We start from the raw sequence: 15,315 nt of genomic DNA, 5'->3' as shown, positions 1-15,315 counted from the left end.
GGGGCCGGGCTTCGAGACGATTTCGAGACGGCGGGTCAAACCTGCTCCCACAGGACGCCCTCATTTCGACATTACGCCGATGCCCGCGCATCAGCGTTCGAACGCGCTCTCACCCGACGCAGCGCCCGGCGAAGACCTCAACGAAGACGCAATGGCGCCGCTCGATGGCGTGCCCTTCGCAGCAATGTTGCGATCCTCCGCAAACGCGACGCGATAAAGCCAGTCCACGAGTCCCGGCACGCAGAACTGCATGAAGGCGCAGCCAACGATGACCGGCGCATATTCCCGGAAGAATCCCAGCACGATGTTCAACATGTTGTGTTCCTTGCTTTGAATTCGCTCAGCGCGAATGACAGTACGTAGTAGGCCGTAGCTTCCCGATACGGCCGTACAAGCAGAATCTCTCTGACCTCCTGACTAAACGAGGCCACGAGCAAGTATATCCACAGCAACACGCCAAACAGAGACGCGAAAACTCCCAGATTGGCGAGAACGATGGCGCGCCTGACGAGCCCGTCCGGCTCGCCTTCGGGATCGGACCGAAGCGTCTCCGAAAGCGACGTCAACCCCACGTTCAGACTGACGCCCGAAGCCACCAGCGAGATCGGGAAGAAATCATTCTGGCCGGGCTGCTTCAGCGCCACCCGCAGCAGGTATTCGATCGCGCCCATGAAGAACGGCAAGCCAACGAGCAGTTGTCGCGCCGTGTTCAAACCGTTTGTGCTCATCTTCATCACCCGTCATGTCCGATGAGGAAGTGTCACGGGTCGCGGACGCTTGCGACAGTCGTCCGGATGGCCAGTGCGTTCGTTCGCCGTGACCGCCGTTTTAAGCGTTTCCCCTAAGTCCATCGCCATACGAATGTGCGCAATCGCGTAGACGGTCATTGCAGCCATCGAAACAATGAGCTTTCAACCGGCTTCAGGAAGCCTTCGCGCGCGGGGCATGTCGAGGATGCTCGCCCGCGCGGCGCCCGCCTTTCGGGTTGCTTAGGACCTGCCGATGTCGTGGCTTGCGCGCGCGACGCATCGAACCCACATTCGAACAGGGGTGCGGCATGAATCGAACCGAATACTCGCTGTCGCTCGACTCCGTCATCTGCCTTCGCTGCAACACCCTCTCGCGTGCCGACGAGGACATGTGCCCGCAGTGCGGCGCCGATCGCCAGGGGGCGATCTTCACCTCCGCCGCCGAAACCGCGCCGCCCGCCGCCATGGCCGAGCCGGCGCCCGAACAGCTCGATATCGTCGACCTGCGCGACACCCACTGGCTCAAGCGCGCCGTGCGCCGCAAGATGGTGACGTCCTATCCGAGCGTCGCCGAGCCGGGCGACGAGCCGCGCACCTCGGCCCGCAAGCCCGCGCGTACCGGCGTGGCTGTGCTGGTCGGCGGCGTCATGGCCGGACTGGCGGCCGGAGGCTATTGGTATGTCCATTCGGACGATGACGCCAATCCGACGCAAGGCCGCCCGACGCTCAGCGCAGCGGGAGCGATTCATTCCGGCAATCCGGTGACGGACCGGGCCGGCGACGCCCGGCAAGCTTCGCTGTCCCGTTCCAGAGCCGATGCGCAGACGACACCGGCGCCCGTGACGGCAGCTTCGGCGTCTCAGGCTACAGCGGCGCGCCCGCCGGCCGCGCGGAAGCCGGAGACGACGCAGGCGGTCGTGCAAACGGGACCCGCCGCATCCGCGCCGACGGCCGTGGCGCGCGTCGAGCAACCCGCCTCGGCCGTGCCACCTCGCGCCGCCGTTGCGCACAGCGAGCCGGCAGCTGCGGCGACGGTTGCAAGCGCGGCCGGTTCGTCGCCCCGGGAAGTCGTGGCAGCGAAGCCGTTGCCCGGCGCAAGTGCCTCGGCAAGCGCGCCGGTCGCGCCCGCAACTGCAGCAGCAAAGCCGTCGTCCGACACGACAAACGCGGCGCGCCCGGCGCCTCAACAAGTTGCCGGCGCGAACGCCTCGACAAGCACGCCGGTCACGCCCGTAATTGCCGCAGCAAAGCCGTCGTCCGACACGACAAACGCCGCGCGTCCCTCGCCTCAACAGGTTGCTGCCGCGAAGCCGGTGCCCGGCCCGAACGCCTCGACAAGCACGCCGGCCACGCCCGCAACTGCAGCAACCAAGCCGCCGTCCGACACGACCAACACCGAGCGTCCCTCGCCTCAACAAGTTGCCGCCGCGAAGCCGCTGCCCGGCGCGAACGCTTCGGCAAGCGGTCCGGTCACGACCGCAGCCACCGCAACGCCCAAACCCGCGCCCGCCGCCACGCTCACCGCGCGCCCCGCCCAACCCGAAACCCAACCGCACAAACCGCTCGCGATCGCCGCCCAGACCCCGCCTGCGCCCCCGCAGCCCGCCAAGCCGGTCGCGCCGCCCCCGTCACCATCCATCGCGCGCAACATCATCGCGGTGCAACAGTCCCTCGCCAGCCGCGATCTCGCCGCGGCGCGCAAGCATCTGCGCACCCTCGACGCGAACCAGCCGCGCAGTCCCGAGATCCAGCAGCTCGCCGCCGACCTGTCGCGTCAGGAACGCGCTCGCGACAGCGCCATCGCGACCGCGCGCACCTGCGCCGCCAACAAGGAACCGTCGTGCGCGCTGCGCAACGCGCGCCGCGCCGTGTCGCTCGATCCGCGCAACGGGCAGGCGCAGGCCAGTCTGCGGCGCGCGCTCGCGGTGCAGAACGAGAGCAATACGGAGTACTTCCAGCAGGCCAGCGGCATCCCGAAGCCGATCGCGCCCGCCATGACCTTCGACGGCCGCTGGAGCGTCGGCGCCCACCACAGCGCGGCGCCGATCGCCACCGACACGCATCTGACGCTGTTCGGCTGGGGCGTGCCGACGGTATCGAAAGGACGCGGCGACGCTCACTGATCCGCGCCGCGCGGTTCGGACGACGCGCCGATTGCGAACCACAACGCCGGAATAGCGCTCCGCGCTCATCCGTTTGAAGGTGACGAAACCACTGACGGCCCTCGCGCCGAAGGAGTCACCATCATGCCGAACGGATTGCGGAACCGCGTCGCCGTGTGCGCGACGGGGCTCGTCATGCTGACGGCCCTTGTCTCGTGCGGCGGGTCCGGCGACAACATGCCGGCGCCGACCCGCTTCAAGGCGTCGATCGTCGTGTCGGACGGCGCCATCGCCGCGCCGCACACCGATCCGAATCTGAAAAACAGCTGGGGCGTCGCGTTCAATCCGAACGGCTTCGTCTGGGTCGCCAACAACGGCACGCAGACGGCCACGCTCTACGACGGCAACGGCGTCGTCCAGTCGCTCGTGGTGTCGATTCCGGCAACCGCGAACGGTCCCGCCAATCCCACCGGCATCGTCTTCAACAAGGGGCCGGACCTGATGCTCTCGCGGGCGGGCAAGTCGGGCGTCGCCGCGTTCCTGTTCGCGGGCGAAGGCGGCTCGATCACCGCGTGGGCGCCCGCCGTCGATACCACGCACGCCTTCACCGTCGTGGATTCCAGCGCCTCGGGAGCGATCTACAAGGGTCTCGCGCTCGGCACGCTGCCATCGGGCGGTCATCGCCTGTATGCGACCGACTTCCACAACAACCGCGTCGATGTCTTCGACGGCGCGTTCAACCGGATCTCCGTGCCCGGCGGCTTCCACGACACGCAGATCCCGGCGGGCTTCGCGCCGTTCGGCATCCAGGCGATCGGCGCGAAGATCTTCGTCACCTACGCGAAGCAGGACGGCGACGCCGAGGACGACGTGCCGGGCGCGGGCCAGGGTTTCGTCGATGTCTTCGACCTCGACGGCAACCTCACCCAGCGCTTCGCGGCGAACGGCCCGCTGAACGCGCCGTGGGGCATCGCGCAGGCGCCGGGCAACTTCGGCACCTACAGCGACGACATCCTGGTCGGCAACTTCGGCGACGGCACGATCAACGCGTTCAATCCCACGACCGGCGCGTTCGTCGGCCAGCTGATGAACACCGACGGCACGCCGCTCGTGCAGCGCGGGCTATGGGGCATTGCGTTCGGCAACAACCTGAGCGCGCAGCCGTCGAACACGCTGTTCTTCGCGGCCGGTCCGAACTTCGAGGCCGACGGCGTGTATGGCCGTATCGACATGCAGTAACTGCCCTTGCGCCCTGCCCGAGCTGAGGGAAAGCGCGCCTTGCTAGAATGCGCGCTTCAACTCAGCTCATCCGATGGACCTCGAAACCCTCCTCTTTTCCCAAGGCTTCGGGTCGCGCCGCCAGTGCCGCGGCATCGTGGCCGAAGGCCGCGTGCGCATCGGCGGCGTGGTGCGCGACGATCCGCGCGACGAACTCCCCGCCACACCCGGGCTCGCATTCGAAGTCGATGCAGAGCGCTGGATCTATCGCGAGAAAGCCTATATCGCGCTCAACAAGCCCGCGGGCTACGAATGCTCGCGCGATCCGCAACATCATCTGAGCATCTTCCACCTGCTGCCGGCGCAGTTCGCTGAACGCGGCGTGCAGGCGGTCGGCCGGCTGGATCAGGACACGACCGGCCTGCTGCTGCTCTCCGATGACGGACCGTTCGTGCATGCGTTCACGTCGCCGAAACGCAAGGTGCCGAAGGTCTATCTGGCGACGCTGCGTCATCCGCTCGACGACGTGCAGCTCACGAAATTGCGCGAAGGTGTGCTGCTGCACGGCGAGAGCCGGCCGAGCGCGGCGCTGGCAGCCGTCCAGCGCGACGAGCGGCTGCTCGAACTCACCGTGCTCGAAGGCAAGTATCACCAGGTGAAGCGCATGGTGGCGGCCGCGGGCAACCGGGTCGAGAAACTGCACCGTGAACGGGTGGGCGGTTATGCTTTGCCGTCGACGCTCGCGGAAGGCGCCTGGCGCTGGCTCGAAGACGCCGACCTGGCCGCCCTGCGCGGCGACCCGCTGAAGACGTCCTGAGCTCACGGCCAGCCGCTCCTCGTCTGTTACGTGCTGCCGTGGTTCGCTTTGATTCTCCCGGCAATCGAATCGCGAGGACACCATGCCCATTCTGACCAGACGGCGGTTCATGTCCCTCTCGCTCGCCGTGCTCGCGGCCGGCCTCGGCAGCGGCGCGTCCGCAGCCGACGCGCAGGAAGACGAGCGCGCCGACGGCATCGCCTATGGCGCGGCGCCGCGCCAGCGCCTCGATGTCTACGCGCCGGACCTTCGCAGCGGCGCCGGCCGTCCCGTCGTGGTGTATTTCTACGGCGGAAGCTGGCAGGCGGGGCAGCGCGCCGATGCACGCGGCATCGGCGAAACCCTGGCGATGCAGGGGATCGTCGCCATCGCGCCCGACTATCGCGTGTATCCGGACACCATCTTCCCCGGCTTCGTCAACGACGCCGCCAGCGCCGTCCGCTGGGCCCGCGACCATGCCGGCGAATACGGCGGCGACCCGCGGCGCATCTTCGTCATGGGACACTCGGCGGGCGCGCACATCGCGGCGCTGATCGCCACGGATCCGCGCTATCTCGCGGCGCAGGGACTCTCGAAGGCTTCGCTGAGCGGCATGATCGGGCTTGCCGGGCCGTATTCGGCCATTCCGCCGCGCGAGCCGCACATGGCCGACATCTTCCCGGCGGCGTTGCGCGCGCAAGCGCTGCCGATCGATTTCGTTTCCGGCAACGAACCCCCGATGCTGCTCGCCACCGGCACCGCCGACACGGTGGTCGAGCCGTCCAACAGCCTGCGTTTCGCCGACGCATTGCGCACCCACGACGTGCCCGTCGAGCTGAAAACCTATGCGGGATATGGCCACGGGCAGATCATCGACGCCCTTGCGCCCGCGCGCCAGACGGATTCTCCTGTGCTCGCCGACGTCACCGCTTTTATCCGCACGCATTGCGCATGCAAATCGGTGTAAGCACCGAACGGCGGGCGCTGCGGCGCAGCATGCCTTCCGCGACCGACCCTCTTATACTGGTCTTACGGATACCAATAATGACTATCAAAAAAGCAGGAGGGCATCATGGTCTCCCACATGACTGTTGCGCTGATCGCGTTCGTCGCGCTGGGCGCTGTCCTCATCGGGGCATTGGCTGTCGTCATGCACGTGCGGCACCGATACTCCGCGAATCTCATCGGAGCGCTGATCGGCGCGCTGATGTGCTTCGTCCTGCTGGAAGCGATTCCCGCACTGATCTGACTCCGGCGACGCGCTAGCGCCGGGCCTCGGCGCGCAGGAAATCGTCGACGGTCGGATGCCGCAGCGCGATGCCCAGTTCGCGCTTCAGCCGCGCATTGCCGAGCCGCCGCGATTCGCGCATGAACGACAGCGTGACCGGTTCCAGACGCGTCTCCGCCTCCTGCCGGGAAATGCGCGGCACGCGTGGCAGGCCATGTGCATCGGCCACGCGGTCGAAATAATCCGCCATCCGCAGATCCGTGTCGTCCGATGCATTGAACACCCGTTGCGCCCACCCGCGCGCGAGTGCACGCACGAGAATGGCGGCGAGATCGTCGGCGTGGATGTGGTTCGTGAAGACATCATCCTGCTCGATCAGCGCGGGCATGCGCCGTTCGATGCGCGCAAGCGGCAGGCGGTCGGCGGCGTAGATGCCGGGAATGCGCACGATCGACACCCGCCAGCCGCTTTCCACACCCGCCGCGCGCAATTGCCGCTCCGCCGAAACGCGCCGCCGCGCGCGTTCGTTTGCGGGCCGCGCCGGCCAGGTTTCATCGATGCGCGCGCCGCCGCAATCGCCGTAGACGCCCGTCGTGCTGGCATAGACGAAGCGCAGCCGCGCAGCGCGGCGCGCCTTGCGGATCATGGCCGCGCGCAGACCCTCGGGTACAATGAACGAGGTTCTTCCTGCGCGATCCGCATGCAGCCAGCGTCCACCCCCGCCGCGCGCCACCGAACGGCGCGGCGCACGCAAGGCGGCGATCAGCGCACGGGTGCGGCGGTCCGTTTCGCCGTCGCGCGGCGGCGGCGCCAGATGCACCACGCGGCGCGCAAGCCCCGCGAGCCGCCCGAGACTGCGGCGCCGGTCGAGGTCGCCGACCAGCGGCAGCGCGCCGGCCGCGCGCAGTTCGCCCGCGCGCTCGGGATGATGCGTGAGCGCGAGAATGCGCGGCGCCGCGGCCTGCGCGTGAAAGAGCGGCAGCGTGCGCATGCCGACATCGCCGCAGCCGACAATCAGCACACGCGCACGGCGCAGAGTTCGAGTAGCAATCATCCGGGCATTCTATCCGCCGCCTGCCACACGCGTGCGGCGCGGCAAGGACACACGAGACAATTCACCCCTCGCAGAAATCGATCTATGGCTTTCAACGTAACGCTCCGGCAAAGCGGCCGGCAGTTTCAAGTAGAACCCGACGAACCGGTCCTGACGGCCGCGCTGCGCCAGGGCATCGGCCTGCCGTACGGCTGCAAGAACGGCGCGTGCGGTTCGTGCAAGGGCGCGGTCGTGAGCGGCGAAGTCGAACAGGCGCCGCATTCGTCGTCGGCGTTGTCGAACGATGAAAAAACCCGCGGCATGGCCCTGTTCTGCTGCGCGACGGCGCAAACCGACCTCAAGATCGACGTGCGCGAGGTGGCGGGCGTCGGCGACGTGCAGGTGAAGAAGCTGCCCTGCCGCGTGAACGCGCTGGAGCGGAAGGCCGACGACGTCATCGAACTGAAACTGCAGTTGCCCGCCAACGAACGGCTGCAGTATCTCGCGGGGCAATACATCGAGTTCATCCTGAAGGACGGCAAGCGCCGCAGCTACTCGATGGCCAGCCCGCCGCATCACGAAGGCCCGCTCGAACTGCACATCCGCCACATGCCCGGCGGCACCTTCACGGACCACGTCTTCGGGGCGATGAAGGAGCGCGACATCCTGCGTTTCGAAGGCCCGCTCGGCACCTTCTTCCTGCGCGACGAATCGGACAAGCCCATCGTGCTGCTGGCATCGGGCACGGGCTTCGCGCCGATCAAGGCGATCATCGAGCACGCGGTGTTCAAGAACCTGAACCGCCCGATGACGCTCTACTGGGGCGGCCGCCGCGCCCGCGACCTGTACATGATGACGCTCGCCGAACAATGGGCGCGCGAGATCCCGAACTTCAAGTTCGTGCCGGTGCTCTCCGAACCCGATCCGAGCGACAACTGGAACGGCCGCACGGGCTTCGTTCATCGCGCTGTCATCGAGGATCTGCCAGACTTGAGCGGCTATCAGGTCTACGCGTGCGGCGCGCCCGTGATGGTGGAGTCGGCGCAGCGCGATTTCACGCTGCATCATCGCCTGCCGGAAGACGAGTTCTACGCGGACTCGTTCACCAGCGCAGCGGATCTCGCTCATCCCGTCTGACTTGCGTCATCGCCGGCACGCGGACAAAAAATCCGCGTGCACGGTTTACAGGCGGGAACGTCATAACGTATCCTTCGCGAATGATCAGAATCCTGAACGCACTTCGACGTCGCCGCTCGCCGCTCCCCTAGGGATGCCGCTGGCTCGTCAATCATGTGCGCACTCGGTCTGGTTTGCTCGAAGCGTACGAAATGAAGCCACGGAATTCCGTGGCTTTTGTTTTTTTCGCGCCGTCTTTTCTTTCTGTTTTTCTTCGTCCCGCACCCGCCTTCGTGGAGCCCGCTGTCATGAATTTCAATGAGTACCCCGTTGATTCGCTGATGTACATCACGAACCGTCCCGAGATCGTGTTCACGCACGGCAAAGGGTCCTGGCTCCACGACAACACGGGCAAGCGCTATCTCGACTTCATCCAGGGCTGGGCCGTCAACTCGCTCGGCCACTGCAACGAAGGCATGATCGAGGCGCTCGAGAAACAGGCGCGCACGCTCATCAATCCGTCGCCGGCCTTCTACAACGGTCCGATGGCCCAGCTCGCGGGCCTGCTCACCCAGCACAGCTGCTTCGACAAGGTGTTCTTCGCCAACAGCGGCGCCGAAGCCAACGAAGGCGCGATCAAGCTCGCGCGCAAGTGGGGCAAGAAGTTCAAGAACGGCGCGTACGAGATCATCACCTTCGATCACAGCTTCCACGGCCGCACGCTCGCCACCATGTCCGCCAGCGGCAAGCCCGGCTGGGACACCATCTATGCGCCGCAAGTGCCGGGCTTCCCGAAGGCCGATCTGAACGACATCGCGTCGGTCGAGAAGCTCATCAACGAGAAGACCGTCGCCGTGATGCTCGAGCCCATCCAGGGCGAAGGCGGCGTGATCCCGGCCACGCGCGAATTCATGCAGCAGTTGCGCGCGCTGACGAAGCAGCACAACCTGCTGCTGATCGTCGATGAAGTGCAGAGCGGCTGCGGCCGTGCGGGCACGCTGTTCGCCTACGAACTGTCCAACATCGAGCCGGACATCATGACGCTCGGCAAGGGAATCGGCGGCGGCGTGCCGCTCGCGGCGCTGCTCTCGAAGGCCGAAGTCGCGTGCTTCGAACCGGGCGACCAGGGCGGCACCTACAACGGCAATCCGCTGATGTCGGCGGTCGGCCATTCGGTGATCTCGCAACTCGTCGCGCCGGGCTTCCTGGAAAGCGTGCGCGAAAAGGGCGAGTACCTGAAGCAGGAACTGCTGAAGCTCTCGGACGAGCGCGGCTTCAAGGGCGAGCGCGGCGAAGGCCTGCTGCGCGCCTTGCTGCTCGACAGCGACAAGGGTCCGCAGATCGTCGACCGTGCGCGCCTGATGCAGCCCGACGGCCTGCTGCTGAACGCGGCGCGTCCGAACCTGCTGCGCTTCATGCCCGCGCTCAACGTCACGAAGGACGAGATCGACCAGATGATGACGATGCTGCGCTCGGTGCTCGATTCGCTGTGATCATCCGCACGTTCGATGCAGGCGATCGCGAGACCGTGATCGCCCTGTGGCGCGAGGTGTTTCCGGAATACGCGGATGCCTCGCGGCCGCAGCGCAGTCCCGCGCTCTCCATCGACAACAAGCTGAAGACGCAGCCGGAGCTGTTCTTCGTCGGCACGCTGGACGGCGCCGTGATCGGCACGGTCATGTGCGGCTACGACGGGCATCGCGGCTGGGTGTATTCGCTGGCGGTCGCGCCCGCGCAGCAGGGACGCGGCTTCGGCCGCGCGCTGATGCATCATGTGGAGCGCACGCTGGGCGCGCTCGGCTGTCCGAAGGTGAACCTGCAGATCATGGCCTTCAAGACCGACCTGCGCGGCTTCTATGAAAAGCTTGGCTACCGGATGGATGAAGTCGTGAGCCTCGGCAAGCGGCTATGAAAAAAGCCGGCTCTGAACTGCAAGAGCCGGCTTCTTATCTTCAGCAACGAAGCGTCACTCGCCCAGATACGCGGCGCGCACCTTCGGATCGTCGAGCATGGTCTTCGCGTCGCCGGTCATCGTCACCGTGCCGGAATCCATCACGTAGCCGCGGTTCGCCGCCTGCAACGCCAGACGCGCGTTCTGCTCCACCAGCAGCACGGTCAGACCTTCTTTCGAAATCTCCCGCACCACCTCGAAGATCTTCTCGACCATGATCGGCGACAGACCCATCGACGGCTCGTCCAGCAGCAGCAGCTTCGGACGCGAGAGCAGCGCGCGGGCCATCGCCAGCATCTGCTGTTCGCCGCCCGAGAGCGTGCCCGCATACTGCGATGCCCGCTCCTTCAGCCGCGGGAAGAAGCCGAACATGCGCTCGGTGTCCTTCTGGATGGCGTCCGTGTCGTTACGCAGATAGGCGCCCATCTGCATGTTCTCGAGAATCGACATGCGCGCGAAGATGCCGCGGCCTTCCGGCACCATCGCGAGACCGCGCTTCAGCAGTTCGTGCGTCGGGACGCCCTTGATCGACTGGCCCATGTACTCGATATCGCCGCCCGAGTAAGGCTTGAGACCCGTGATGGCCTTCATCGTCGTGGTCTTGCCCGCGCCGTTCGCGCCGATCAGCGTAACCAGTTCGCCCTGCCCCACTTCGAGATCGACACCCTTCACCGCCTGGATGCCGCCGTAATTCACCTGCAGACCCTTGACCTTCAACATCGCGCTTGTGGTCGCCATTTAGTGCACCCCCGCACCCAGATATGCCTCGATCACCTTCGGGTCCTTCTGCACGTCCTGCGGCAGACCCTCGGCGATCACCTTGCCGTAATCGAGCACCGTCATGCGGTTGCACAATCCCATCACCAGCTTCACATCGTGTTCGATGAGAAGAATCGTCTTGCCGTCCGAGCGGATCTTGTCGAGCAGACGCGTCAGTTCGACCTTCTCGGTCGCGTTCATGCCGGCGGCCGGTTCGTCGAGCGCGAGCAGCTTCGGGTCGGTCGCGAGCGCGCGGGCGATCTCCAGACGGCGCTGGTGACCATACGACAGGTTGCGCGACGTGTAGTCCGCGTATTGCAGCACGCCGACGTACTCGAGCAGTTCGAGCGCGCGTTCCTTGATCTCGCGCTCTTCACGGCGCTCGGCCGGCGTCTGGAACACTGCGCCGATCAGCCCGTGCTTGGTGCGCACGTGACGGCCGACCATCACGTTCTCCAGCGCGGTCATGCCGCCGAACAGACGGATGTTCTGGAACGTCCGCGCGATGCCCGCCTTCGCCACCTGATAGACGGCGGTCGGCGTGTAGGCCTGGCCGTCGAGCTTGAATTCGCCCGAATCAGGCGTGTACAGGCCGGTGATGACGTTGAAGAACGTCGTCTTGCCCGCGCCGTTCGGACCGATCAGGCCATAGATCTCGCCTTCCTTGATCTGGAGGCGCACATCGGACAGCGCCTGCAGGCCGCCGAAGCGCTTGTTGACGCCCGTGACGGACAGTCGTGTTTGCTTGTCGCTCATGTTCTATCCCCCGCCTTAGGCACGCACCGGCTTCTTGCCGTTGCGCTTCGCGATCTTCGCGATCTTGTCTTCGTGTTTCGCGGCCGGCCACAGGCCTTCCGAGCGATACAGCATGATCAGCACCATCGCCAGGCCGTAGAGCAGCTGGCGGATGACCTCGGTATCGACGATCTGATGACCGAAGATCGCGTTCTGCAACGGACCCATGGTCGAGCGCAGGAACTCGGGGAACACGGCGAGCAGCACCGCGCCCAGGATCACGCCCGGGATGTGGCCCATGCCGCCCAGCACCACGCACGCCAGCACGACGATCGATTCCCAGAAGGTGAACGATTCCGGCGACACGAAGCCCTGGAACGCGCCGAACATCGCGCCCGACAGGCCGCCGAACGACGCGCCCATCGCGAACGCGAGCAGCTTCACGTTACGGGTGTTGATGCCCATCGCCTTGGCGGCGATTTCGTCTTCGCGAATGGCGGCCCATGCGCGGCCGATGCGCGAGTGCTGCAGACGCGTACACACCCAGATCACGATCAGCGCGCCAATCACGAACAGGTAGTAGTACATGTACACCGACGGGAACCTCAGGCCGAAGAACTCGTGTGTCTGCGACAGGTTGAAGCCTGCGATCGTTACCGGATCGATGCCCGTGATGCCCTTCGGACCGTTCGTGATGTTGACCGGACGATCGAGGTTGTTCATGAAGATCCGGACGATTTCCCCGAAGCCCAGGGTCACGATCGCGAGATAGTCGCCGCGCAGACGCAGTGTCGGCGCGCCGAGCAGCACGCCGAAGGTCGCGGCGAGCGCCATCGCGCACGGCACGATGATGAGGAACGGCACGTGCAGTCCGTTCGGCGCGAGATGCGCGATCCATTCGAACTGGGTCGTCAGCTGCGGCGAGGACAGCAACGCCGCCACGTACGCGCCGACCGCATAGAACGCGATGTAGCCCAGGTCGAGCAGGCCGGCGAAGCCGACCACCACGTTCAGGCCCAGCGCGAGCATCACGTACAGCATCGCGAAGTCGAGCACGCGGACCCAGTAGTTGCCGCCAGCCGCGCCGATCACCATCGGCGCCGCAATGACGAATACGGCGGTGAGAATGCCGACGACGAGCGTCTTCGTCGTGTTCTTCTCGGGGATGAGCGTCGTGGACGGCTCAATCGGTTGAATCGAAGTCATTTTTCTGAGCTCCTCACACGAGGTTTAAGCGCGGTCCGCGACACGTTCGCCGAGCAGACCCGACGGACGGAACACGAGCACGATGATCAGCACGATGAAGGCGAACACGTCCTGGTAGTTGGACCCGAAGACGCCGCCTGTCAGATTGCCGATATAGCCGGCGCCCAGCTGTTCGATGAGACCGAGCAGCACGCCGCCCACCATCGCGCCGCCGAGGTTGCCGATACCGCCCAGCACCGCCGCCGTGAACGCCTTCAGGCCAGGGATGAAGCCCATGTAGAAGTGCGCGTTGCCGTATTCCGACGCGATCATCACGCCCGCCAGCGCAGCCAGCGCCGAGCCGATCATGAAGGTCGCGGAAATCACGAAGTTCGGGTTCACGCCCATCAGCGAGGCGACGCCCGGGTTCTCGGCGATCGCGCGCATCGCGCGGCCGAGCTTGGTCTTGTGCACGAGGAGCAGGAGGCCCGCCATCACGAGGAACGCGGTCACGATGATGACGATTTCGGTCATCGAGATCACCGCGCCCGGACGGGTTTCGTCGGCGGCGATGACGTTGATCGGATCGGTCGGCAGGAGCTGCGGGAAGGCCAGCGGATTGCGGCCCCAGATCATCATGGCGACGGTCTGCAGAAGGATGGACACGCCGATCGCGGTGATCAGCGGCGCGAGACGCGGCGCCTTGCGCAACGGCCGGTACGCGACCTTTTCGATGGTGTAGCCCACCAGCGCGCAGACCACCGCTGCGATGACCAGCGCAATGGCCAGCATGATCGGTCCGGGCAGGCCGGGCATGTGGTTCTGCATGACGCCGATGGCCGACAAGGCGACCATCGCGCCGACCATCAGCACGTCGCCGTGCGCGAAGTTGATGATGCCGAGAATGCCGTACACCATCGTATAGCCCAGCGCGATGATGGCGTAGACGCTGCCAAGCACCAGACCGTTGATGATCTGCTGGATGAAAATATCCATTTAAAGCTCCTTAGCCCCGTGCGTTTCGATTCCGCCTTTATCGCCGGCCGATAAACCGGTGGGAAGCAAAATCTGAAGCGGCACTGCGCGTACTTTTGAAAAAACCGGTAAAGGTTGGTCGGTCGGTTATCCGGCCGCAGCCGGATAAGGCGGCAGCCGTTCCCGAACGGATGCAAAAACGGCGCTGTCGGTGAAGCGCCGTCGGAACTGCCCACGCTTGCTGCTGCTACTGCTTGACGACGTCGAGCACGTCTTTCTTCTTGTCCTTGAAGTCGTAAAGCGTAATGGTCCCCGCCTTCAGGTCGCCCCGGTCGTCGAATGCGATATGCCCCGTCAGACCGTTGAAGTCGGTCGTGGCGATCGCCGCGAGCACCTTGGGCGCTTCGATGGAATTGGCGCGCTTCATTGCGTCGACGATCACGTACATCGCGTCATACGTGAACGGCGCGTAAATCTGCACCGGGGTGTGAAAGCGGGCTTCGTATTTCTTCGCGAAATCCGCTCCCTTGTCCATCTTCGAAAGCGCGAGTCCCGCTTCCGAACAGACGAGGTTCTGCACGGCGTCGCCCGCGAGCTCGGCCACCTTGTCGGTGCAGACGCCGTCGCCCGCCAGAATCTTCGCCTTGATGCCGAGCGCCGCCGCTTCCTTCGCGAAGGGGCCGCCCGTCACGTCCATGCCGCCGTACATCACCACGTCCGGCTGGATGCGCTTGATCTTCGTGAGAATCGCCTTGAAATTGCGCGCCTTCTCGGTGGTCTGCTCGCGCGCCGCGATCTTCACGCCGCCGGCCTGCACGGTCTTCGCGAATTCGTCCGCGAGCCCCCGGCCATAGGCAGAGGCATCATCCACGACCACGACCTTCTTCGCGTGCAGCGTCTTCATCGCATAGCCGGCCAGCACGGGGCCCTGAAGCGCATCGGTGGAAACGAGCCGGAAGGTCGTCTTGTAACCCTGCCTCGTGTATTCCGGATTGGTCGTCGACGGCGAAATCTGCGCAATGCCGGCATCGCTGTAGATCTTCGACGCTGGAATCGACACGCCCGAATTCATATGGCCAATCACCGCGACCACGTGGTCATCGACCAGCTTCTGCGCCGCTTCCGTGCCGGTGCGCGGATCGGCTGCGTCGTCCTGGCTGTCGAGTTCGAGGCGGATCGAGTGCCCGTCGATCGTCAGTCCTTGTGCGCTGATCTCTTCCAGCGCGAGCCGCGCGCCGTTTTCGTTGTCGCGGCCGAGATGCGCCTGCAAGCCCGTCAAAGGCGCGACATGACCGATCTTCACGACAGTTGCTTCAGCCTGAGCCGGCGCGGACGCAGCCGGCAACGCCGCAGCACTCGCTGCCGACGCCGCTGTGCTCGCCCCGCCTTCGTCCTTCTTGCCGCATGCGGTTGCCATTGCAACCGCAGCCGCGATGGACACGGCGTGAGCAAACTTGAATCGCATCAA

At 65.5% G+C, this 15,315-nt stretch carries 16 protein-coding genes; 8 read left to right on the top strand and 8 right to left on the bottom strand.

The window, feature by feature from the left end; translation table 11 throughout:
- Positions 1–90 precede the first annotated feature (90 nt).
- Together QCE83_RS02740 and QCE83_RS02735 are read right to left on the bottom strand one after the other, a co-directional pair.
- Complete coding sequence (locus QCE83_RS02740; protein ID WP_309807486.1) at positions 91–315, bottom strand: hypothetical protein; 225 nt, start codon at positions 313–315, stop codon at positions 91–93.
- Positions 309–734, bottom strand: coding sequence for a hypothetical protein (locus QCE83_RS02735; RefSeq protein ID WP_309807484.1), 426 nt, complete (start codon positions 732–734; stop codon positions 309–311). The genes QCE83_RS02740 and QCE83_RS02735 overlap by 7 nt, the downstream gene beginning before the upstream one ends.
- Before the next feature lie 323 nt (positions 735–1,057).
- On the opposite strand from QCE83_RS02735, the gene QCE83_RS02730 reads away from it, so the two are divergent.
- The 5 genes from QCE83_RS02730 (at position 1,058) to QCE83_RS02710 (ending at position 6,114) form a co-directional block, all read left to right on the top strand.
- Positions 1,058–2,872, top strand: coding sequence for a hypothetical protein (locus QCE83_RS02730; RefSeq protein WP_309807482.1), 1,815 nt, complete (start codon positions 1,058–1,060; stop codon positions 2,870–2,872).
- 123 nt (positions 2,873–2,995) lie between these two features.
- Positions 2,996–4,090, top strand: a complete 1,095-nt coding sequence (locus QCE83_RS02725) for a TIGR03118 family protein (protein ID WP_309807481.1) — start codon at positions 2,996–2,998, stop codon at positions 4,088–4,090.
- A 73-nt stretch (positions 4,091–4,163) separates the two neighbouring features.
- Complete coding sequence (locus QCE83_RS02720; protein ID WP_309807479.1) at positions 4,164–4,886, top strand: 16S rRNA pseudouridine(516) synthase; 723 nt, start codon at positions 4,164–4,166, stop codon at positions 4,884–4,886.
- An 82-nt stretch (positions 4,887–4,968) separates the two neighbouring features.
- Positions 4,969–5,832, top strand: coding sequence for an alpha/beta hydrolase (locus QCE83_RS02715; RefSeq protein ID WP_309807478.1), 864 nt, complete (start codon positions 4,969–4,971; stop codon positions 5,830–5,832).
- A gap of 105 nt (positions 5,833–5,937) precedes the next feature.
- The gene (locus QCE83_RS02710; RefSeq protein WP_309807476.1) at positions 5,938–6,114 is read left to right on the top strand and encodes a hypothetical protein; all 177 of its coding nucleotides are present in this window, start codon (positions 5,938–5,940) and stop codon (positions 6,112–6,114) included.
- A gap of 13 nt (positions 6,115–6,127) precedes the next feature.
- On the opposite strand, the gene QCE83_RS02705 is transcribed toward QCE83_RS02710, so the two are convergent.
- The gene (locus tag QCE83_RS02705; protein ID WP_309807475.1) at positions 6,128–7,147 is read right to left on the bottom strand and encodes an NAD-dependent epimerase/dehydratase family protein; all 1,020 of its coding nucleotides are present in this window, start codon (positions 7,145–7,147) and stop codon (positions 6,128–6,130) included.
- Between the two features lie 84 nt (positions 7,148–7,231).
- Between QCE83_RS02705 and QCE83_RS02700 the strand changes: the two genes are divergently transcribed.
- The 3 genes from QCE83_RS02700 (at position 7,232) to QCE83_RS02690 (ending at position 10,154) form a co-directional block, all read left to right on the top strand.
- The gene (locus QCE83_RS02700) at positions 7,232–8,263 is read left to right on the top strand and encodes a CDP-6-deoxy-delta-3,4-glucoseen reductase (RefSeq protein ID WP_309807474.1); all 1,032 of its coding nucleotides are present in this window, start codon (positions 7,232–7,234) and stop codon (positions 8,261–8,263) included.
- Positions 8,264–8,550: 287 nt separating this feature from the next.
- A complete protein-coding gene (locus tag QCE83_RS02695) occupies positions 8,551–9,735 on the top strand; it encodes an acetylornithine transaminase (protein WP_309807473.1) in 1,185 nt (394 codons plus the stop codon).
- Entirely contained in the window at positions 9,732–10,154 is a 423-nt protein-coding gene (locus QCE83_RS02690; protein WP_309807472.1) for a GNAT family acetyltransferase, read from the top strand. The genes QCE83_RS02695 and QCE83_RS02690 overlap by 4 nt, the downstream gene beginning before the upstream one ends.
- A 54-nt stretch (positions 10,155–10,208) precedes the next feature.
- Here the strand turns inward: QCE83_RS02690 and QCE83_RS02685 are convergent, their stop codons facing one another.
- From QCE83_RS02685 to QCE83_RS02665, 5 genes are all read right to left on the bottom strand, one after another.
- Positions 10,209–10,913, bottom strand: coding sequence for an ABC transporter ATP-binding protein (locus QCE83_RS02685; protein WP_404984706.1), 705 nt, complete (start codon positions 10,911–10,913; stop codon positions 10,209–10,211).
- Between the two features lie 18 nt (positions 10,914–10,931).
- The gene (locus QCE83_RS02680; RefSeq protein ID WP_061135759.1) at positions 10,932–11,708 is read right to left on the bottom strand and encodes an ABC transporter ATP-binding protein; all 777 of its coding nucleotides are present in this window, start codon (positions 11,706–11,708) and stop codon (positions 10,932–10,934) included.
- Between the two features lie 15 nt (positions 11,709–11,723).
- On the bottom strand, positions 11,724–12,893 hold the full coding sequence (locus tag QCE83_RS02675) for an ABC transporter permease subunit (protein WP_309807470.1): 1,170 nt from the start codon (positions 12,891–12,893) through the stop codon (positions 11,724–11,726).
- Positions 12,894–12,917: 24 nt separating this feature from the next.
- Complete coding sequence (locus tag QCE83_RS02670; protein WP_309807467.1) at positions 12,918–13,868, bottom strand: branched-chain amino acid ABC transporter permease; 951 nt, start codon at positions 13,866–13,868, stop codon at positions 12,918–12,920.
- A 226-nt stretch (positions 13,869–14,094) separates the two neighbouring features.
- Positions 14,095–15,312, bottom strand: coding sequence for a branched-chain amino acid ABC transporter substrate-binding protein (locus tag QCE83_RS02665; RefSeq protein WP_309807465.1), 1,218 nt, complete (start codon positions 15,310–15,312; stop codon positions 14,095–14,097).
- Between the last annotated feature and the right edge of the window lie 3 nt (positions 15,313–15,315).

Origin of the sequence: Caballeronia sp. LZ034LL, assembly GCF_031451215.1 — a bacterium.
Lineage (GTDB): Bacteria > Pseudomonadota > Gammaproteobacteria > Burkholderiales > Burkholderiaceae > Caballeronia.
The sequence above is the reverse complement of the archived record's forward strand: the minus strand, read 5'-3'. Positions and strand labels throughout refer to the sequence as shown.